Raw genomic sequence first — 21,450 nt, 5'->3', positions numbered from 1 at the left:
CCTATGCGCTACCAACCAACGAGATAAGGTGTGCGATCACTTGGTTTGCAGTGACCCCTTCAGCTTGTGCGTGGTAACTGCGAAGTAGACGGTGGCGTAATACAGGGAATGCCATCGCTTGAACATCTTGCGGTGTTACGTAATCGCGGCCTGCTAGCCATGCGTGCGCTCGGGCACATCGGTCTAAAGCAATAGTTGCACGTGGGCTGACACCCATATCTAACCATTGATCAAGTTGGTCGCTGTATTGCTTAGGTTGGCGAGTCGCCATAACCAGTCGAATAATGTACTGCTCGATGGTGTCTGCCATGTGAATGTTGAGCACTTCTTGGCGTGCTTCAAAGATCGTTTGCTGAGATATCTCTTGTGGCTGAACAGATTCGTTGCCTTGAGCTTCGCCTCTGTTTAGGCGCAAGATCTCCAGCTCACTTTCCATGTCTGGATAAGCCACTTCTAAATGCAGCAAGAAACGGTCTAATTGAGCTTCTGGTAGCGGGTAGGTGCCTTCTTGCTCAATCGGGTTTTGCGTTGCCATCACCAAAAACAGATCCGGTAGCGCATAGGTTTTTCGACCTGCAGTCACCTGTTTCTCGGCCATTGCTTCTAACATCGCGGCTTGTACTTTCGCCGGAGCACGGTTGATCTCATCCGCTAGAATTAGCGAGTTAAAAATCGGGCCAGATTGGAAGGTGAACTCTCCGGTTTCTGGACGGAAAATATCGGTGCCCGTCAAATCAGCTGGTAATAGATCGGGAGTGAATTGAATACGGTGAAAATCTCCCTCGACACAGTCAGCCAGTGACTTTACCGCGCGGGTTTTTGCCAATCCTGGAGGCCCTTCAACAAGAATATGACCATCTGCCAGTAAGGCGATCATCAGTTGTTTTACGAGCTCTTGCTGACCAATGATTTGAGACTCTAGGTAGTTTTGAAGGATTTCGAAGTTATTTTTATGCATTTTTGGACTCTCTGGGGGCCATTTGATTCTTATTTTGAGTATTGGTCACTGATTACCAGGAAAAAGTTCCAGTACATTTGCGGAATTTATTTTTTCAAAATTGGAAAGATTTACAAGTGTTGAGCTAGAAAAATCACTGAACAGTGAATTTTTATCATATCAATCACTTTTTATACAATAAAGCTCAAAGGTGTGATGCTGCCTGACTCAGATAAAAATTAAAGGGTTTGATAATAAGGGTGAATATCAATAAGGGGGCGTATTTAGCTAGCTAATTTCAACCCCCACAAGAAATGATTGAGTCGTTACATCATATTTGCAGTTTTTTGAGAGAAAAGTCTCTAGTTTTATTGGTTTTGGCCGATACATCACTCAGATTGTGCATTGCTTGTTGGAGTGCACTAGAAAAGTCCTGTTCAGGGTATACTAATAACGAGCGATTCTTTTAAAGGTCTAAATATGTTTAAAACTAACTCTCTGAGTATCAAACAAAAAGTTGTACTTGGAATTACCTTTGCGGTTCTTGCATCGACAGTGATTGTCGGCGCGATGGCACAACAGCAAGCAAGAGATGTATTGAGCCACCGTTTGGTTGATATTGAGCTTCCAGGTATGTTGGAGCGAATCAATGGTGAAATTGATCGTGAAGTCTCTCAGCTATTGTTAGCGGCAGAGCAAATTGCTTCAAATGAATTCATTTCAGATGTTATCGAATCGACCGAACGCGATGCCGCGCTAGAGAGTAAACTGGTTAAACAACTGAACAATGTTCGTAACCAATATCAGCTGAATGATGCCTCGGTAGCGAACCGTCAAACAGCTTACTACTGGAACCAAGATGGTTTTTTACGCCAGCTAAACCAACAACAAGACGGTTGGTTCTTTGGTTTTACTCAGTCAGGCCAGCCAACCATGGTGAGCATGTTCCAAGAAGCCAATGGTGAAGTGAAGATGTTTGCTAACTACCAACAGCCTTCTGGTTTGGCGATGTCAGGTTTATCAAAATCGATGGATGACATGGTTAACCTGCTGAACGGTTTCAAGATTGAAAATACAGGCTTTGTATTTTTGACTGATAGCCAAGGTGATGTACAGATTCACCGTGAGCGTTCTCGCAGTGATTCTTCACTTCAACAACTTTACGGCCCTCAATCAAGCCAACTATTGAACAAGTCGGGTTTCAATTTGATTACCACTGAAAGCCAAGGACAAGAACTGTTTGTGGCGAGTTTGTATGTGTCGTCAATGGACTGGTTCGTTATTGGTGTGGTACCAACCGGTGAAGTGTTTGCTGAGCTCGATGCGACTGCGCAGAAGATGCTGATCATGACTGCTATCGTGGCTTTAGTGTTTATCCTAATGGGTGTAGTGCTAGCAAACAGCATTACTCAGCCTATTAAGCTTCTGGCTAAGCGCTTTGGTGACCTTGGCGAAGGCGATGGCGATCTGGCGCAGCGTATTGAAGTAAAAGGCAACGATGAAATCGCACAGCTTTCTAAGGGCTTCAATGGATTCATTGAGAAGATTCACGAGTCGATGAAAGAAGTGTGCTCGACAAGCCAAGCGCTTCAAGTTGCGGCGGAGAGTGTTTCAAATAAAGCGCATATCACTCACGACAACAGCCAAGAACAACGTGATCAAACGCTTCAAGTGGTTGCTGCCATTAACCAAATGGGCATGACAATCAGCGAGATTGCATCAAATGCGGCAACGGCTGCGGAAACGGCCACTCAAGCTTCGGGCAATACTGAAGTTGGTCGCTCTGTTGTAAATAAAGCAAAAGATGCAATTAGCCGCTTAGCTCAAGATATTGAGAGCACGGGTCAAGTGGTGGAGCAGCTTGCTTCTACAACGCAAGATATCGGCTCCATTCTGGGTGTTATCCGTGATATTTCAGAGCAAACCAATTTACTTGCATTGAACGCAGCGATTGAAGCAGCGCGTGCCGGTGAGCAAGGCCGTGGCTTTGCCGTGGTCGCAGATGAAGTACGAAATCTAGCAAGTCGCACGGCAGACTCAACGGAAGAGATTCAGAAGATGATCAACCAACTGCAAAGCGATGCTAAAGATGCAGTAGCAGCAATGAGTACAGGTAAAGTCATTACCCTTGAAGGTGTAGCTGCATCGGATGAAGCCGTAGATGTACTGGGTGGCATTTCGGACCGTATCGTAGACATCACCGATCGTAACACGCAAGTCGCAACGGCAACGGAGGAGCAATCAACCGTAGTTCACACCATCAACCAGAACATTGAAGAGATTAACGCAATCAATGAAGTGACAACGGGTACCGCTGAGCAGCTTGCTGAAGCGAGCCAAGAGCTCCGAGACCTTTCTTCACGTCTGGATAAGATGGTTGGCTCGTTTAAGCTTTAATCTCTTTAAGCTTTAATCTCTTTAAGCTTTAATCTCTTTAAGCTTTAATCTCTTTAAGCTTTAATCTCTTTAAGCTTTAATCTCTTTAAGCTTTAATCTCTTTAAGCTTTAAATTCTTTAAGCTGTAGCTGGCTTAGAAAGAGACATAGACGAAGAGCTGGATTCATTTAATCGTGAATCCAGCTCTTTTTTATTTATGGGCTTGTTTTCTTCTAACTGGCCTTAGCTTGATCTGGTTTCAGGCTTTGCACTTAATCGCTCTAGCATCACAGAGCGTAAATGAGTAAAATCTGATTAGGTTTAATATTTAGGTAAGTATCATGAGCGATTTTGAAAAAGAACTAGAGCAGATGACTCAAGAGATGGGCGATGAGCCAGAAGTAAAACTGCCATCAATTGAAGAGCAAAAAGCGATCGTTGCTGAATTTAAGCGACTAGAAGCGGAAGGCAAACTAACACCAGAAGTGTTAGAAAAGCATTTTGGCCAGTTCAACAAAACAAGTGATACGCCAATCCACTAAGCTTAAGGCAGTTTCATCTTGTCTAAGATAGAGTAGAATGAGTAGTGGGCTTAGCCTGACTACACAAATCAAGGTCTAGCCATTGCTAGGCCTTTTTTATTGCTGCGCGAAAAGTTAACTGAGCTGTGCGCAAAGTTAAACCATCAAAGCGAAAGTAGTTGGCGTCTTTAAACAAAAAAATCCCCCTTACTTGGTAAGAGGGATTCGATATGGGCAAGTTATATCTTAAAAAGGCGAACCGACTAGTCGGTGCCGTACTCTTTGTACAAGCGACGACATGCTCGACCATCGCTATGGAACAAGTGACAACGGTGCGCAGGAATACCAATCGCTAGTTTGTCACCAGACTCAATCGTCAACGTGTCTGGTTGGCGATAAATAACGTCAGCATCAGCACTGTCGAGGTTTAGGTAAACCTGAGTTTCGTTGCCTAGTTTCTCTACCATCATCACTTCAGCTTCAATCGTCGCATCACCTGTTTCAGCAGACAACAAGTGTTCAGGACGAACACCCAGAGACATACGGTCACCAGCATTGACAGTCGTACCATCAACTGGGATCCAGAAAGTCATACCGTTAGAAAGTTGAACTTGGACGCGTTCTGCTTCAGCTTGCTCGATGTGAACAGACATAAAGTTCATCTTCGGCGAGCCAATAAAGCCTGCCACGAAACGGTTTTGAGGGTAGTGGTAAAGATCAAGAGGTTTACCCACTTGAGAAACATAACCGCCATCAAGAACAACAATCTTATCGGCCATTGTCATCGCTTCCACTTGGTCGTGGGTAACGTAGATCATGGTGCAACCAAGTTGACGTTGTAGTTTAGTGATTTGCGAACGCATTTGAACACGCAGCGCAGCATCTAGGTTAGATAGAGGCTCATCAAGTAAGAATACGTTTGGTTGAGAAACTAGAGTACGACCAATAGCAACACGTTGACGTTGACCACCAGAAAGTGCTTTAGGTTGACGCTCAAGAAGGTGACCAAGCTGAAGGATTTCTGCAGCATGCTCAACACGCTTGTCGATTTCAGCTTTGTTTGCGTTTGCTAACTTAAGGCCGAAAGACATGTTGTCATAAAGGTTAAGGTGAGGGTAAAGCGCGTAAGATTGGAATACCATACCTACGCCACGCTTTGAAGGCTCAACGTCATTCATGCGTTGATCACCAATGTACAAATCACCAGACGTAATGTCTTCTAGACCTGCGATACAGCGTAATAGCGTCGATTTACCACAACCTGATGGTCCAACGAATACTACGAACTCACCTTCGTTGATGTCTAAGGTTACGTCCTTAGAAATCTGTACATCACCATATGATTTATAAACGTTTTTTAACGTGACACTCGCCATCTAGCTAGTCCTCGATCGATCAAATTTTAAGTTTTACTGCTTATCATTATAAGAAATTTTTGGGTCAGCAGTAACTGTAGGAATTGGTAAGTATTGAATGAGTAAGAAAAAAAGTGGGTGAGACTTGGATTCTTTAACCAAGCCCACCCGTCATAGCCAAACTGGTGCCTATTTCCCCCACATCCAGCTAAATCTCCCCCGTGATTCAATCACAGATTTAGCTCGATGCTTAATAAAGACAACAGCGGGCAGTGAAGCCAACTAAATGAACAATGCTTCACGCATAACATTCGCTGGTAAAGGGTTCTTACTATCCACTCTTGGATGGATGCAGTTTCGGTGAATTGGCGCAATCGTACATCCTCCCAATGAAAATTTAACGAGGGGGAGTAGTAGGGGAGGAGTAGATAAATGGGGTTATTAATAATTGGCGATCCAGTTCAAATAAATCCACCCCATAACGGTGATGTTGATCACGATGAGTATGGATTTTGTGATTTCAGTCTCTAATCTGACCGGATGGCGATCACGAAATTAAGCCATAATAGCTAGGGCGTAGTGGCTAGGATGATGAGTTAGAGTCTATTTTCTCAGATCATAAGCCCTGAAAACTGGCTCGTCTTGGTAGATGTGCCCTACGTATAAATATAAAAAGGATATTCACATGAAAAACGCTCTAAGCGCTGTAGCTCTAGGAACATTAGTTGCTCTGGGTTCTTTTGGTGCAAATGCTGCTATCGAAGAAGGACAACTAACTATCTGGGTAGGTGGTGACAAAGCTTATGAAGGCATGGCTGAAGTAGGTAAACGCTTCGAAGAAGACACTGGTGTTAAAGTAACAGTCGCTTTCCCTGACAAACTAGAAGAGAAGTTCTCTCAAGTTGCAGCGGCTGGCGATGGCCCAGACATGATCTTCTACGCACACGACCGTTTTGGCGGCTATGCAGAAGCGGGGCTTCTTGTTGATATCAAACCTTCTAAAGAGATTAAAGAAGGTATCGTAGACTTCGCATGGGACGCTGTTTCATACGAAGGTAAAACAATCGCTTACCCAGTAGCGGTTGAGTCAGTTTCTCTAATTTATAACAAAGCGCTTGTTCCTAACCCACCTAAGTCTTGGGAAGAAATCCCAGCACTTGATGCTGAACTTAAAAAAGACGGCAAAAAAGCGATCATGTGGCCTCTACGTGGCGGCGCTTACTTCACATGGCCTCTACTTGCAGCTGACGGCGGTTACGCATTCAAACAGACTGCAGAAGGTTACGACATTAAAGATGCGGGCGTAGCGACTGACGGTGTTCAGAAGTCTCTAGGTTTCATCGAGAAGATGGTACAAGACAAAGTTATCTCTGCAGACATGGATTACTCAGTTGCTGAGTCTGAATTTGTTGCGGGTAACGTTGCAATGACAATCAACGGCCCTTGGGGTTGGGAAAACATCAAGAAAGCTGGCGTAGATTACGGTGTAGCAACTTTACCTAAGTTCAACGGTAAAGCGTCTAAGCCTTTCGTTGGTGTATGGGCGGGTGGTATCAGCACTGCTTCTCCAAACCGCGACCTAGCTGTTGAGTTCATGGAAAACTACCTACTAACTGATGAAGGCATGAAGAGCCTGAATGACGACAAGCCACTAGGCGCTGTTGCTCTTAACTCTTTCCAACGTCAACTAGACAGCGACACTCGTATTGCAGCAACAATGGACAATGCGATGAATGGTGAAATCATGCCTAACATCCCTCAGTTCACAACGTTCTGGTACAGCATGGAAGAAGCGATCGGTAACGTAGTTGACGGTCGTCAAACAGTAGATCAAGCACTAAAAGCTGCTGAAGGTCGTATGACTAAGTAACAACCAAGCACTACCTTTTAAGGAGAGGGTAACCTCTCCTTACTTTTCTATTTTTTATCTATATCGCTAGCAGGTTCCTCTATGCAGTCAGTTCAAGGTACAGATGCTATCCCAGCACCATCAAGCCTTTTAGGCAGTAAAAGCGTCTTCATCAAATGGGGGTTGCTTGGTAGTGTTGGCTTAATTAACGGCTACGCTACAATTCTAATGTATTCACGCGGTGAGCTCGCTTTTGCGTTGCTTACTGTGATTTTAACGGCTTTGGCACTTTACATTTTTGGTAGTAAGAAAACTTACGCCCACCGTTATATTTATCCGGGTATTGCCGGAATGATCTTGTTCATTCTTTTCCCATTGGCTTATACCGTCGGGCTTGCGTTCACTAACTACAGCGCAAAAAATCAACTATCTCTAGAGCGCACTCAAACCGTTCTTTTAGATCGCTCATTCCAAAGCGGTGAGAGCTACCCATTTACTTTGTACAAGACTGATGACGGTCACCAGATCGTTGTTAAAGATGGCGACCAGCTGTTAGCAACAGACGTATTTTCTTTTGAAGATATGAGTGCAACAGAGATGGACCTATCTGCAATTGAGTCTGCACAAGGTGAGAAAGAGAAGATCAAAGCGATCATCCAAAACCGTGCTGCGATTAATGCGGTTGATTTCCATCTGCCTAACGGTGACGACATCCGCATGAGTGGCTTACGTAAGTTTGCTTCTGTTGCTCCGCTTTACACGCTACAAGACGATGAACAAACGTTAATCAACAATGAAACGGGTGAAGTTCTCAAGCCAAACATGGAAGAGGGTTTCTATCAACCTGTTGATGCCAATGGTGAGTTTACTGGTAACACAATATCCCCGGGCTTTGTGGTTAATATTGGTACACATAACTTTGAACGTGTTTGGAAAGATGATGGTATTAAAGAACCATTCATCAGCATCTTTATTTGGACGGTGATCTTCTCGGTATGTACCGTAGCGTTCACACTTGTTATCGGGCTTGTACTTGCGAATATCGTGCAATGGGAAGAGCTAAAAGGTCGTTCAATCTATCGTGTTCTACTGATTCTGCCTTACGCAGTACCGGCATTCATCTCGATTCTTATCTTTAAAGGTCTATTCAACCAGAGCTTTGGTGAGATCAACATGGTGCTTGAGAATATCTTCGGCTTAAGCCCGAACTGGTTCTCTGACCCAATTCTTGCGAAAACCATGGTGTTGATGGTTAACACGTGGCTAGGTTTCCCTTACATGATGATTCTATGTATGGGTCTACTAAAAGCGATTCCTGATGATTTGTACGAAGCGTCAGCCATTGATGGTGCGAACTTCCTTGATAACTTCAAGCGTATTACATTCCCATTGATGATTAAGCCGCTTACACCGCTATTGATTGCAGCGTTTGCCTTTAACTTCAATAACTTTGTAATGATTCAACTATTGACGAACGGTGGCCCGAACATGATTGGCACCTCAGAGCCAGCGGGTTACACAGACTTGCTTGTAAGCTACACCTACCGAATTGCATTCGAAGGCGGCGGCGGTCAAGACTTTGGTCTAGCAAGTGCAATCGCAACGCTTATTTTCCTATTGGTTGGTGGACTTGCGTTACTAAACCTTCGTTTCACTAAACTGTCTCAAGATTAAGGAGCACGACAATGGCTATGGTACAAGGTAAAGGCCTTAAATACCGAGTGTGGGCAACGCATGCAGTGTTGTGGTGCTTCTTGGCAATGATTATCTTCCCACTACTGATGATTATCGCTATCTCGTTCCGTGAAGGTAACTTTGCAACAGGTAGTTTGATTCCCGATAACCCATCACTGGAGCACTGGAAACTGGCTCTTGGTATGTCGGTAACGAATGCTGACGGCTCGGTGACACCACCTCCATTCCCAGTACTAACGTGGTTATGGAACTCAATTAAAGTCGCGGGTGTGACGTCGCTTCTTATTGTGGCATTGTCTACAACATCGGCTTATGCATTTGCTCGTATGCGCTTCAAAGGTAAAGAAACTATCCTGAAAGCGATGATGATTTTCCAAATGTTCCCAGCAGTACTGGCTCTAGTCGCTATTTACGCGCTGTTCGACAAGCTTGGTCAATACATCCCGTTCTTAGGCTTGAACACGCACGGTGGTCTAATCTTCTCGTACTTAGGCGGTATAGCACTGCACGTTTGGACGATTAAAGGTTACTTTGAGACGATTGATAACTCGTTGGAAGAGGCTGCAGCACTGGATGGTGCAACGCCTTGGCAAGCATTCAGATTGGTTCTATTACCACTGTCTGTGCCAATTCTAGCGGTTGTGTTTATTCTTTCGTTCATCGCTACAGTAGGTGAAGTGCCTGTAGCATCTATCCTGCTAACCGATGTGAACTCTTACACGCTAGCGGTAGGTATGCAGCAATACCTATATCCTCAGAACTACCTATGGGGTGATTTTGCGGCAGCGGCTGTACTTTCAGCACTTCCGATTACTATCGTGTTCTTACTTGCTCAACGTTGGTTAGTTGGCGGTTTGACGGCAGGTGGTGTAAAAGGATAAGCTGTACCCTATAAGAAAGACAAAGAGCGACCTTATAGGTCGCTCTGTATTGGCATTTTTATTACATCATTTGGTTTGGCCGCCGATCAGTAATAAAAATAACCCTCAGGTTACGCATAGCTGGCTACTAATCAGGTTCCTTACGCTATTAATGATTAGTGTTTTTTGTAACTCTAACCCAGGTATTTACTTGGGTTTTTTTATGCCTAGTGTTTAATTTCTTGTCTCAATTATAATAATCTCACTTCCAAACAACACTTCAGTCAAATTAGCATGCGACGTATAGCGTAAATATTGAGTGCTCATACTTAAATTACACATTGATATGTGATCTAAGCACACTATTCTCCAAAGTCCAAAGTCCAAAGTCCAAAGTCCAAAGTCCAAAGTCCAAAGTCCAAGAGATTTTATGATTAACAACTTGAATGTGAGCAGTTGTGTCTAATTGTATAGATATGTGGAAAAAAGATGACAAACAATTACGTGTTTTAATGGTTTCCTATTCATTAATATTATTTTGTTTCGAAACCCAGTGAAAGGGACTGCATTGGTTACTAAAGGATATGGAAAACGATAAATAATATTTTTAGATAGGCAGTTAAATATAATGTTAAGAAAAACAGTAATCACAACAACTCTCCTTATGCTAACTTCTGCGGTATACGCAAATCCATATATTGGAGCATCTATTGGTCAAGCAAATTTCGATAGTGCTAACTTTTCTGTTGATTCTGCATACGGTTCTGACAACACATCATTAAAATTAGATGACGATTCTAGTTTAGCTGGCAAAATCTACGGTGGTTATCAGTTCAACCGTTATATTGCTTTGGAAGGCTCCATTGGAGGTTATGATGCTTTGGACAGTGGTTCAGTGACAGTCGGAGACATGAAATTTGCAGCGATTCAGCCTAAAGTTATTTTACCGATAAATGATCGTTTTAATCTTTTTGCAAAAGCCGGAGTGGCATATTTTAATGCTGAATTCAAGGTCAGTAATTCCTTTGTTGGGGCAACTGGTCATTCTACATTCTCTGATACAACAATGACGGGTATGTATAGCTTGGGAGCAGATTTCTCACTGACAGATAACCTTCGCATTGAAGCAACGTGGGATTATATGAAACCTGATCTAGAAGTAGCAAAAGTACTTGGTGCTACTGCTTCTGTCGATGCTGAAATTAGTGTTTTTTCTCTTGGAATGAATTACCACTTCTAATACCGAGAATCTAAGGGGGCTAGGAATATTTAGTTCCCTTTGCTATGTTTTAGCTGAGATAAATAGCAGTGGAATTGTTGTGAACGATGTAAACCTTAGACACTTAGATCAGTTGCTTAAGCATTTTGAGATTCACTTATCTCATTCTATAGGTTTAGGCGAATTAGAGGTCGCGCTGTGTACTTCTAAACGTAATGTGTCAATTGTTATGAGAAAGCTGTCCGAACAAGGTTGGATCGAATGGATCCCAGCAGTCGGTAGGAGTAATCCTAGTAAACTTACGATTAAAAAATCGTTGCAACAAGCGATTGCAGAACTATTGATTAGCGAACTAAATAAAGGCAGTTTTAAGCTAGTATCGCGTCTTGTCGACCTATACGGTTCGACTGCAGTCAGAGCTCTTACTTTAGCGACCGAACACCTTAACCAAACCAATGAATCAAGCAATGCTGTATTGATAGCTTCCTATCCGTGGGTAAACACTATTGATCCAATTAAGACATTTCGCCATGCAGAGCTGCATATAGCAAAAAGCGTATATGATGTATTGTTGGTTCAGAGTCCAGATGGTGATCTAATGCCTTCCTTAGCTCACGATTGGGTGATGGAAGATACAAGGATGACTCTATGGCTACGTCCCGGCGTTTACCGACATGATGGTGAGCTTTTGCAAGTTCAAGATGTAGTTTGGAGTATTAGACGTTTAATTGAGGGTAATGGCCCTATAAAAGAGTTATGGCAATGTGCCGAACGTGTAGATGCAGTCGCACCCAATTGTTTAGTTATTACTCTCAAGTACGCCAACAAGTTTTTTCCTTATATGCTAGCTATGTCTAGCGCATCTATTGTTTGTCGAGATCAGCAAAATTTCGGTGATAAATACAGTTACCATATTGGAACAGGGCCGTTCAAGATTGAACACTGGTGTGAAGACAGTATTCAACTTCGAGCACATAAAGACTATTTCTCTACTCGAGCTTTGTTAGAACGAGTTACTTTGTCGCATGCCGATGCAGATATGCAAAATATGATTAGCTTTAATTGCCCGTCGGACCAAGTTGAAGTTCAGGGTATTAGTGCTTTATTCTATTTAACTTATCGAGAAAGGGTTGACTCGAACATTTCGCGAGATACATGGCGCCAACTAGCCGATTATATCCACCAGCAAAAACAGCTACATGATCCTATTAATGCGGTCGAAAGCTTAGCTTTTGATCCCTGTAAAGCTAGGCCAATGATAGCAAATGCCCCAAGCTTGACAGGGAAGATTGTCTTGGCTGAGCCCAAATGGACTATTCCATACTTAATTCGTAATTCTCAATGGTTACATAATGTTATCCGTTCAACAGGAGTGGAGTTGGAAGTTGTTATCGTCAGTAACATTAGTAATCCTCATTTGGTGTCTGAACTAGCTGATATTCTCCTTATTGAAGATGTAATAGAGACACCTGTTGATTACGGAACTTACGAATGGTTAAGTGTGTCAACGGGATTACGATTTAGTTTTGACCGTTTTAAAATGGATGAGCATCAAGCTAAGATAAAACGGGCGATAAGTGGCGAATCACCATCTAGTGAGTTGATGGAGATGGAAAGGGATTTACGTTTAAGTTATACCTATTTACCGTTATTTTCTGGTTATGAAGAAATGTCTAGAACTCAACAAGTCAGAGGGGTTCAAGTAAGAAACACAGGTTATAGTGACTTTTATCGACTTTGGGTCGAACAGTGATTGTTGAGGTTAGAATTCTCTACTAGAAGGAGCACAGCCAAGATGCTGCAACAGCACATAGATGCTTTCTTGATCGAGTGCCACACGACGAAATAGATCCGCAAACGTCTGGTCACCACCAAAGCAAGTTTGGATGTAGTGGTTAATTTCGTTGCTGTCGTAGCCTTCGACGTACAAAGTTCTAACCCATTGGTACTCAACCGCCTTTAAATTGTTCAGTGTAGATTCGCTAAGAGTGGGACGTGTGACGCTCAAGAGTTGCTCCAGGAAATTCAAATACATCCATTATGATTGGCGGTATTTAAACAGAGCAAAATGACGACTTTATTACAGTCAAAATAAATCCGCGAACAAGTGCCGATTCATTTCAACCTTTGGCTGGGCATCACGCTCTAATAGATCGTATTAGATCTACTGAGGCTTTGCATGTAAAGAGCGAGGGTATTAGATCAACCAATGCCAAGCAGGTGCTTGGCATTGTAATATGGTTTTGTTGCGTAGCGTGGTTGGTAAAGTTTACTTAAGGTACTTAACGTGTGCTTCCATCTCTTCACCGATCTGTTTTCGCATGTTCATTAGGCGAATAGCCGAATCTCTTAATTCGATGTCTTCTGGTGTTTCTGGCACCCACTCCGGCACCTTAGTCGGGTTACCATTTTCATCAACAGCGACCATAATAACGATACAGTGAGTCGTTAGGCGGTTGTTGAGTTCTTTAGGGTCGCTGGCTTGAACGTCGATAGCGATGTGCATAGAAGATGAACCGGTATAGATGACCTTCGCACTTACCTCTACAAGGTTGCCAACATGGATCGGAGCTACGAATCGAATCCCTCCTGCGTAAGCGGTAATACAATATTTACCACTCCACCCAGCAGAACAAGCGTAGGCTGCTAAATCGATCCACTTCATTGCTGCACCACCATGAACTTTACCACCAAAGTTCACATCCCCAGGTTCAGCTAAAAAACGCAGAGTAACGTCTCGTTTACCATCTGGTCGGTTATTGTTACTGCTCATCTATCTTCCTTCATTATTATTGTGCTGTATAACATGCTTGTTACTTGCTAATAACAATATACTTAAGATGACATAAATTAAAGCGGTGTTTCTCACGATTAAGACTATTTTTTCAAACGGGTGACGAACGGATGAATATTGATGTTTAAAGGCGGTAGAGGCGAGTGGCAAACGCGGATGAAGCAATATTAAGCAGGTGCCTAGCCATATTGAGTAAGAACCAATAAATGTGGATCTGACAGCTAGAAAGGTCGATTGCAAAAAAAAACACCTAGCGTAATGCTATAATGCCGTTCGGATAAGCATTACTGCTTGAACCTGAACGGATATTTGGCTGGGACAAAGAGGACTGAACGTGGAAACGTTCGGTCCTTTCTTTTATCTGGAAGAATGAAGTGACTCAAACTGTCTCTCATCCTTTTCAGTTTTACAGGTAGAGTTCCGTCTGGACTTAAAGCTAACCAACGTAATTGTGCATCAATAAGGTTAATTGCGGCGGTAAAACTGACCCTAGTCGCTCGAACCCCGGCTTCTGAAGCTATCTTAACCATCTCTAATCGCACTAAGTTATAGGCAAGTAATACGCCCAAAGCTCTTGCTTCACACCGGCAGAAAAACGACTTCGTAAAGTGACGTGACTTTGCAGTTGAGTCTGTTTAATTTCACCATAACCTTCTTCTATCTCCCAGCGTTGCCAATAAATACGCAGCAGGCTTTCTAGCGAGTATCTACTAGGGTCTGTAAGTGAAGTAATAAAACCTTTTATCTCACCTTTTGGCTCTTGATATAGGACTAATCTGGCTTCCCAACGTGCGGGTAAATTCGGATTCTGCCGTTGAGCTTGAGGAGAGATGGGCATTGAGATGAGCATGTCGTTCTCCGCATATTTCTCCAACACTTCATAGCGTAGCTTACGTTTTGCAGGCATTAACCAGTAAGCATTTTCCGCACTCTCTTGCCACGACAACAAGAGGTCTGCCGAGAAATAACAACGATCAAATAAGGTCAATGAATGTGCGGGGATATCATTGAATAGACGCTTAGCTAAGGTCGTTTCACCGACATGACAGCCATCAAAAGCCGCCCCCATAATCATTCGTGTTTCTGTTGACATCAAAGCGACTAAACGAAGTTGAGGGTAAGGTTTCAATTTTTTAGAGATGAACCCAAATTCTTCAGCGTTCTCTGGGGAGTCTTGGCACCTAAATGTTGTTCCATCCACAGCAAGAACATTAAGCTCTAAGTCTTTATCTTGTTGAAGGATATCTCCGTTCCAAGCCTTTACCGTTGTGTGAAACAGAGCCGCTAATGGGCTCTCATCTAGACGTCGGCGTGAATCAGTTAGGACACTAGGTGCAACACGAGACCAGCTATCTTCAGGTTTAGGCTGAAGCGCAATGTCTAATGAACTGCATACCTCTTTGATAGACATGTTGCGTTGCAGCCCCATCCAAATAACTAACCAGACAGCTTGCTGCGCGGGAAGTCGGCGTCGTCTTATGCTCGCTTTATTTGTTTCAAGAAGAGCTTGTTCTATCCACTCAATCTGAATAGCGTCGACGACAGATTCATAATTATCGGCATCTTCAATGGTCTCGTGTGCCATTGCTAATTCTTGTTCAAGCATAAAAAATCCCCATCAACATTGTTGATGAGGATTATCTTCTAACTGCAGGATCGTTCAAGTCTTCTTAAACGATCGGCATTAAGTCTCAAAGACTGGCCTTTATTAGTGTGCGTTGTTGACTCACTATTTGAACTGTGGAGCAGTTCAATTAGTGAGAAATTAGAAATTCGCCCGCAGGGTCAACAATCACTTTGTCACTCATGCCTTGACGACCAAGCAGCATCATATAAGTCATATCCTGACGGTTACTGAGTGTGATATCGATAGGCCATTCCTGACCACCAATTTTTAGCATGGTTTCAATCACACAACGGTGTTCAACTTCGCCGTTCGATGATTTGATTCTTTTACTCGTTTTCAGCTTCGCCTTGCAGCGCACAGTCTCTTCTAGGTGGTAAACGTCTGGGTGAAGATCGAACTCAACGAAGTTTTCACCGTCTGTTTTTACACATAGTAGATTGTCTACGTGCAGAGAAGAGGTTTGAGCCCCTGTATCAACACGCGTATGTAGTCCAGTTATCCCTAACTCTGGTAAGCAAAGTGCTTCTGTATTCCCTATGATCATTTTATTGTTCATGTTTTTTCCAATCATGAGTAAACGGCGTTTAATCAGCCTTTGCCACGAGTACGGTTAGCGTTTGGTTTTGCATTTTTCTCGATAAATCCGAAAATCATGTCTGCTACATCTTTACCTGTCGCTTTCTCGATACCTTCTAGGCCTGGAGAAGAGTTCACTTCCATTACAACAGGGCCATTCTTAGATTGTAGAATATCGACACCACATAGGTTTAATCCCATGATTTTAGCTGCATTGATCGCTGTAGCGCGCTCTTCTTTGGTTAGTTTAACCAGTTGAGCTGTACCGCCACGGTGCAGGTTAGAGCGGAATTCACCCTCACCAGCTTGACGTTTCATTGCTGCAATAACCTTGTTACCCACAACAAAACAACGGATGTCTGCGCCATTAGCTTCTTCAATGAACTCTTGAACCAAGATGTTCGCTTTTAGGCCCATGAATGCTTCGATAACGCTTTCAGCTGCTTTGTTTGTTTCTGCTAGAACAACACCGATACCTTGAGTGCCTTCAAGAAGCTTGATAACCAGTGGCGCGCCACCTACGTTTTTGATCAAGTCTTGAATCTTGTCTGGGCGGCTAGCGAAACCTGTTTTTGGTAAGCCAATACCTTTACGAGACAACAATTGCAGTGAGCGCAGTTTGTCGCGAGAACGACTAATAGCCACTGACTCATTGATACAAAAAGTGCCCATCATTTCGAATTGGCGAACAACCGCAGTGCCGTAAAAGGTAATGGAAGCGCCAATACGTGGGATTACAGCATCGTATTGAGGTAGCTCTTCACCCATGTAGCGAATCTTCGGATTGTTACTCGCGATATCTATATCACAGTGCAGCGTGTCGATAACATCGACATGGTGACCGCGAGCTTCACCTGCTGCTTTTAAGCGAGAAGTAGAGTATAGATTTTCGTTGCGAGAAAGAATTGCGATACGCATGGCGTTTCCTTAGTTAATACCTGATTGGTAACTGCAAATAAATGAGTTGTTAGCTGAGCTTTCAGTTTATCTGAGGCTCTTTGCTTGCTTCGGGGCGAACCTTAAGGCTTTTCGTTTAACTAAGAAAACGAATTAAATTTGTCGAGTCGATAACGGAAATCTATCAAGTGTACGAGCTATTGGTACAGCAAGGTTGAGAGGGGATTTGAAATGGAAAAGCGAGTTGAGACCTAACTCATATTGGGGGTAGGAGCCTATTAGGTTGCACTCAACTCGCGTTAACTCGGTGCTAAAAAGTGTACTAATAACGCCAGTTACATAGCTCTATAAGTGTTCGTAGTGCTTCTCTTTCGAGCTTGCTACAGGTGCTTTTTAGCTTATTAAGATAGTATTTTCTCATGATGATTACTTCTCTTGTATTAGGCTTTGGTAGGAACTTTGAGTTCCTTGCTGACCTATTAATTATGGTTGTTTAATGGGAAGTAATAAACAGATGGGTTTTTATTAAAGTGTTCCTATTTTTGTCTTTTATCGTCACTTTAAGACAAATGTGTTTTATAATTGGCTTTATGAGGAAAGGTTATTTCTAAAAGGTTCATTATTTGTCTGATCTAAACATGATGCGTTACTACACAAGGCTGGATTCGTTCGAGCCTAACATCTCACACTCGGTTACCTTGACTGAGGTTGCAGACAAGCTGTTTACTAGTTTGCGCCATGCACGAACCTTGTTAGGCAAGATGCATCAGGCTGAGTGGGTAGTGTGGGAGCCTAAAGTGGGACGGAATCAACGTTCTAACCTGACATTGCGTTTTAGTAATCAAGAAATGACTCAACATGTTGCCAGTAAATTGATAGAGCAGGGTAAATACGAAAAAGCACTTTCTATTTTGGAAGATGACCGGGCTGTATTTGGTGCTCTTCTCCAAGAAACTTCCGGTGCGACGATTCGAGAAGGGTTACTGCACGTTCAATTAACTTACAAACGTAAGTTTGAGGACTTGTTCCCGCATCATATTCACCGCAGTAGTGAACGGTTTTTGATCAGGCAAGTGTTCAGTTGCCTAGTCACTTGTAATGGCAAGGGGAAGTTGAAGCCTGAACTTGCACATCATTGGGAATATGATTCTGAGAAGTTGGTTTGGACTTTCTATTTGCGCCCCGGTCTCACTTTTCACGATGGTCAACCCGTCGACGCCAAACAGCTAGTATCGTTGTTTACCGCTTTACAACCGCTACCTTTCTATCAGACAGAGCTAGCTCATGTTGCTTCGGTTTACAGTGAGCAGCCGTTAAGGATCAGCTTCCAGCTGACCAAGGCCGATACTGGTTTTGCTGGCTTGCTTGCTGGCGTTAAGTATTCAATTCAACCTGCTGCCCAAGTGACCCGTGAACCGTCGCCATTAAATTCAGTATCTCATGCTGTTATTGGAACAGGGCCCTTCAAAGTGGTTGAGACCAATAATGAACGTATCAAACTCGCGGCATTTGAACACTATTATGGCTGTCGTTCTTTAACGGATGAAGTCACCATTTGGCAATTTGAAGAATCAATGTCGGGCAGTGCTCGTTTTGATGACAGCCAAATGCAAGTGTCACCTTATGAAGACTCGTCTTGTTTTCATCAACTCGGGAAAAGCGATGCGGAGCTGGTGTCTGCAGAGACTGATGGCCTTCGTAGTCGGGTCGAAGATGGTTGCTTGTTTATCCTGTTCAATCAGAATTCAACGGCAAACTCGTTAAGCGATGAGCAGCGTAAATACCTCTCCGGGCTCGCCAATCCGCAAGCTATTTTGTCTCAATTGGAACAAAATCAAGGGTTGTTCAGCGTGTCTTTAGCTCAGAATATATTGCCAAGCTGGCAAAAGTTGTATCGAACGCCGTCGAAAGAAGTTCAATTACCTAAAAAGATGACCATAGCCGTTTACAATTACTACGCCCTATATAGATGTGCTATTTGTGTATTTGACATATTGAAACGATATGGTGTCGAAGTTGAGGTAAATACCTACAGTTTTCGAGAACTGGCTCAGCTATCTCAGAGTGGTGACCTTAAAGAAGATTTGGTGTTGTGTAACCTCAATCTCGATGACAATGCACCTTCTTCACTGTTCTCGTGGTTGATGAATGATCCTGTTTTGCACTCTGCACTAGGAGAGATGAACAGCGATTGGTTGAAGCAGCGCTTAGATCATCATAAGGCATCGGTTGAACTGCCGAATTACTTGGCAGAGTTGGAGCCTGTTGCGTCCACGTTGATTTCTGATTATTGGCTAGTGCCTATGTTCCATCACCTACAAACCGTGCGTTTCCAAGGCATTTTGAAAAACGTGGCCATCACCAACTGGGGATGGCCAGATTTCAAGAATGTATGGTCTGCTGATTAACCTTACCTACCAAATAGGGTAACTCCTTTTCAAAGTCGGTTTTTCCAAAATCGATTTTGGCACGATCACGTTTAGATAAATCAAAAATTACACTCATTGGTTTACTTTTGTATTTTGATATGTAAACTATCCAGTGTAGTTTTGTATTGGTTTTATCCCAATGATTAAAGATATACCAATGAAAAAATATCTATTACCGATTTTAGGAGTACTTGCCGTGGTCGCTATCGTAAGCACAGGTTCACAATCAAACGACAATCTAGATAAGCTTCCGAAGAAGTTTGTTAACAGTGAGTTGGAATACAAATCGGGTATGTCTGATATTTTTTCAATCTTGAAAGCGTATGTGACAGTGGAAAGGAATGAGCCAGTACCGCGTGCTGCATTACCTCTGAAACCGATGACAGCCGAGCAACTGATCCTGTGTTCAGTGATCGTGCATCGCCAGTGCAATGGATGGGGCCAAAGCGCTTCCATCCCACACCAATCTCACTGCAAGAACTGCCTGATATTGATGTGGTAGTGATCAGCCACGATCACTACGACCATTTAGACAAAGGTGCCGTAAAGGTATTAGCAGACAAAGTAGGGACATTTTTGGTGCCACTCAGAGTCGGTGCGCTACTGGAAAAGTGGGGCGTGGATAAAGCAAAGATCATTGAGCTGAACTGGTGGGAATCGGCAACGGCCTCAGACATTGAGTTCACGTTGACGCCGACACAGCACTTCTCTGGACGTGGCTTGCTTGATCGTGACCAAACACTGTGGGGCAGTTGGGTTATTAACGCTTCAGATAAGAAAGTCTTCTTTAGCGGTGACTCTGGTTACTTCAATGGCTTTAAAGAGATTGGAGACCGTTTTGGGCCGTTTGATTTAACCATGGTAGAAACGGGCGCGTACAACTCACTTTGGGCAGGTATTCATATGTTCCCAGAGCAAAGCGTTCAAGCGCACATCGACCTGCAAGGTAAGGTGATGATGCCAATCCACAACAGCACGTTTGATCTCTCTATGCACGATTGGCAAGACCCAATGGATCAAGCTCTCACGATAAGCAAAGAGCGAGATGTACAAATGGTAAGCCCTGTGATGGGTGAACGTTTGGTGATCTCAGAGCCCGTACCTGTTCAGGCATGGTGGAAACTGGCATCGAATAATTAGAACGGACATCTAATTAACACTCTCATCTAAGTTAGAAGTAGTCATGCTGCTAATCTATATAAAGCCAGTTGATACAAAAAACGCCACCGATCATTCGATTCGGTGGCGTTTTTTCGTTTTATTTTGAAGATCAGCTTTCTAAGTTCTGCGCCATTTTCTTCGCAATTTTTCTGAATTGCTCTAACTCATCTTCGGCCATGCCTTTGGTCATTCTCTTCAGCATGTCTCGATCTATATCCGAGACCTTAGTCATGATCTCTTGACCCTTATCGGTCAGAACCAATAACTGGCTACGCTTGTCTTCTGGGTTCGGAGATTTCTTTACAAGTTCCTGACTGATCAAAGCGTTAATCAATCGAGTGACCTGTGCTTTATCGCGATTTAGGAAGTGTGCGATATCAATAGCCGTACATGGAGACTTCTTGGTAATGATCTTCATAACACGAATGTTCATGGGTGCGATCTCTGAGTCTAAGCTCTCAATCTGCTCGCTCATTTGACGTTTCAAAGAGTGCACTAAACGAAAAATAGATTCTAGCGATGTGTTATCAGACATAAACGATCCTTAGAAATATAGTTGACATTATCAACTACTGTATTTATAGTTGACATTATCAACTTAATTGTTCGTAAATTCAAGACAGGAAATAGATATGACGATCCAAGCAACACTAACGCCAACTCTTCCTGAGCAAAAAGGCACCCCAGTTTTATACAAAATTTTGGTCATGATGAGCTTAATGCTAACCATTGGCGGCAGCTTAACGGCTGTGATGACCTACATGAATGTCGGACTCGGTGAGGCATTCATCGGCAACTGGCTCTCTTCGTTAGCCCTAGTTGTCGTGATTATGATGCCAATTGGCGTGGTAATGATGACTTTGGTGACTAAGTTGATCGCCAAGGTATTACCCAATTACGGCGAGAAAGCTCGCAACCTAATCGTGGGATTGATTATGGCTTTTATCATGGAGTCCATCATGGCATTTGTAACAGCGGCAAATAATATTGGATTTTCGGATACATCGGCGTTTACCAGTGGATGGTTTAATGGATTTATTGCTGCGCTTCCTATTGGCCTTACGATCATGGTCGTGATGTCGATGACGGTTAAACCTAAGCTCGAACGATTCATGAAGAGCTAGCCAACACACTTTTTAAGCATTGTAGGAGAT

Annotated in this window: 16 protein-coding genes and 2 pseudogenes; 10 read left to right on the top strand and 8 right to left on the bottom strand. The window is 43.2% G+C overall.

The features are described from left to right. Position 1 precedes the first annotated feature (1 nt). Positions 2–958, bottom strand: coding sequence for an AAA family ATPase (locus AC3CHU_RS17195; protein ID WP_017081852.1), 957 nt, complete (start codon positions 956–958; stop codon positions 2–4). Between the two features lie 459 nt (positions 959–1,417). Here AC3CHU_RS17195 and AC3CHU_RS17190 point away from each other — a divergent pair, with 459 nt between their 5' ends. Together AC3CHU_RS17190 and AC3CHU_RS17185 are read left to right on the top strand one after the other, a co-directional pair. After that, positions 1,418–3,334, top strand: a complete 1,917-nt coding sequence (locus AC3CHU_RS17190; RefSeq protein WP_488526018.1) for a methyl-accepting chemotaxis protein — start codon at positions 1,418–1,420, stop codon at positions 3,332–3,334. 320 nt (positions 3,335–3,654) lie between these two features. Then, positions 3,655–3,855, top strand: coding sequence for a restriction endonuclease subunit S domain-containing protein (locus AC3CHU_RS17185; RefSeq protein WP_004732016.1), 201 nt, complete (start codon positions 3,655–3,657; stop codon positions 3,853–3,855). 242 nt (positions 3,856–4,097) lie between these two features. Here AC3CHU_RS17185 and malK read toward each other — a convergent pair whose 3' ends face one another. Then, positions 4,098–5,210 (bottom strand): maltose/maltodextrin ABC transporter ATP-binding protein MalK, encoded by a 1,113-nt coding sequence (gene malK, locus AC3CHU_RS17180; protein ID WP_171307598.1) that lies wholly within the window; start codon positions 5,208–5,210, stop codon positions 4,098–4,100. Between the two features lie 664 nt (positions 5,211–5,874). Here malK and malE point away from each other — a divergent pair. The 5 genes from malE (at position 5,875) to AC3CHU_RS17155 (ending at position 12,565) form a co-directional block, all read left to right on the top strand. After that, positions 5,875–7,059, top strand: coding sequence for a maltose/maltodextrin ABC transporter substrate-binding protein MalE (gene malE / locus AC3CHU_RS17175; RefSeq protein WP_146456305.1), 1,185 nt, complete (start codon positions 5,875–5,877; stop codon positions 7,057–7,059). A gap of 81 nt (positions 7,060–7,140) precedes the next feature. Next, on the top strand, positions 7,141–8,712 hold the full coding sequence (gene malF / locus AC3CHU_RS17170) for a maltose ABC transporter permease MalF (protein ID WP_017074675.1): 1,572 nt from the start codon (positions 7,141–7,143) through the stop codon (positions 8,710–8,712). Positions 8,713–8,723: 11 nt separating this feature from the next. Next, a complete protein-coding gene (gene malG, locus AC3CHU_RS17165; RefSeq protein ID WP_017081399.1) occupies positions 8,724–9,614 on the top strand; it encodes a maltose ABC transporter permease MalG in 891 nt (296 codons plus the stop codon). Between the two features lie 607 nt (positions 9,615–10,221). After that, positions 10,222–10,833: an outer membrane beta-barrel protein gene (locus AC3CHU_RS17160; protein WP_029235752.1), complete on the top strand. Its 612-nt coding sequence runs from the start codon at positions 10,222–10,224 to the stop codon at positions 10,831–10,833. Positions 10,834–10,912: 79 nt separating this feature from the next. Beyond that, positions 10,913–12,565, top strand: a complete 1,653-nt coding sequence (locus tag AC3CHU_RS17155; protein WP_488526017.1) for an ABC transporter substrate-binding protein — start codon at positions 10,913–10,915, stop codon at positions 12,563–12,565. A gap of 9 nt (positions 12,566–12,574) precedes the next feature. On the opposite strand, the gene AC3CHU_RS17150 is transcribed toward AC3CHU_RS17155, so the two are convergent. From AC3CHU_RS17150 to rimK, 5 genes and pseudogenes are all read right to left on the bottom strand, one after another. Continuing rightward, a complete protein-coding gene (locus AC3CHU_RS17150; RefSeq protein WP_488526016.1) occupies positions 12,575–12,847 on the bottom strand; it encodes a hypothetical protein in 273 nt (90 codons plus the stop codon). A gap of 234 nt (positions 12,848–13,081) precedes the next feature. After that, on the bottom strand, positions 13,082–13,585 hold the full coding sequence (locus AC3CHU_RS17145) for an acyl-CoA thioesterase (protein WP_004732005.1): 504 nt from the start codon (positions 13,583–13,585) through the stop codon (positions 13,082–13,084). A gap of 305 nt (positions 13,586–13,890) precedes the next feature. Further along, positions 13,891–15,212 (bottom strand): annotated as a pseudogene (locus tag AC3CHU_RS17140) (IS4-like element ISVbsp1 family transposase). Between the two features lie 148 nt (positions 15,213–15,360). Continuing rightward, the gene (locus tag AC3CHU_RS17135) at positions 15,361–15,789 is read right to left on the bottom strand and encodes an ATP-dependent zinc protease family protein (protein ID WP_004733090.1); all 429 of its coding nucleotides are present in this window, start codon (positions 15,787–15,789) and stop codon (positions 15,361–15,363) included. Positions 15,790–15,821: 32 nt separating this feature from the next. After that, complete coding sequence (gene rimK, locus AC3CHU_RS17130) at positions 15,822–16,727, bottom strand: 30S ribosomal protein S6--L-glutamate ligase (RefSeq protein WP_065205814.1); 906 nt, start codon at positions 16,725–16,727, stop codon at positions 15,822–15,824. 602 nt (positions 16,728–17,329) lie between these two features. Here rimK and AC3CHU_RS17125 point away from each other — a divergent pair. After that, positions 17,330–19,114 (top strand): SgrR family transcriptional regulator, encoded by a 1,785-nt coding sequence (locus AC3CHU_RS17125; RefSeq protein WP_488526015.1) that lies wholly within the window; start codon positions 17,330–17,332, stop codon positions 19,112–19,114. A gap of 178 nt (positions 19,115–19,292) precedes the next feature. After that, positions 19,293–20,275: pseudogene (locus AC3CHU_RS17120) on the top strand (MBL fold metallo-hydrolase). A gap of 130 nt (positions 20,276–20,405) precedes the next feature. On the opposite strand, the gene AC3CHU_RS17115 reads toward AC3CHU_RS17120, so the two are convergent. After that, complete coding sequence (locus tag AC3CHU_RS17115) at positions 20,406–20,831, bottom strand: MarR family winged helix-turn-helix transcriptional regulator (RefSeq protein ID WP_017094528.1); 426 nt, start codon at positions 20,829–20,831, stop codon at positions 20,406–20,408. A gap of 97 nt (positions 20,832–20,928) precedes the next feature. On the opposite strand from AC3CHU_RS17115, the gene AC3CHU_RS17110 reads away from it, so the two are divergent. Continuing rightward, positions 20,929–21,420, top strand: a complete 492-nt coding sequence (locus AC3CHU_RS17110) for a DUF2798 domain-containing protein (RefSeq protein ID WP_488526014.1) — start codon at positions 20,929–20,931, stop codon at positions 21,418–21,420. Positions 21,421–21,450 lie beyond the last annotated feature (30 nt).

Source organism: Vibrio sp. QJM3NY_39 (genome assembly GCF_057785895.1).
The sequence above is the reverse complement of the archived record's forward strand: the minus strand, read 5'-3'. Positions and strand labels throughout refer to the sequence as shown.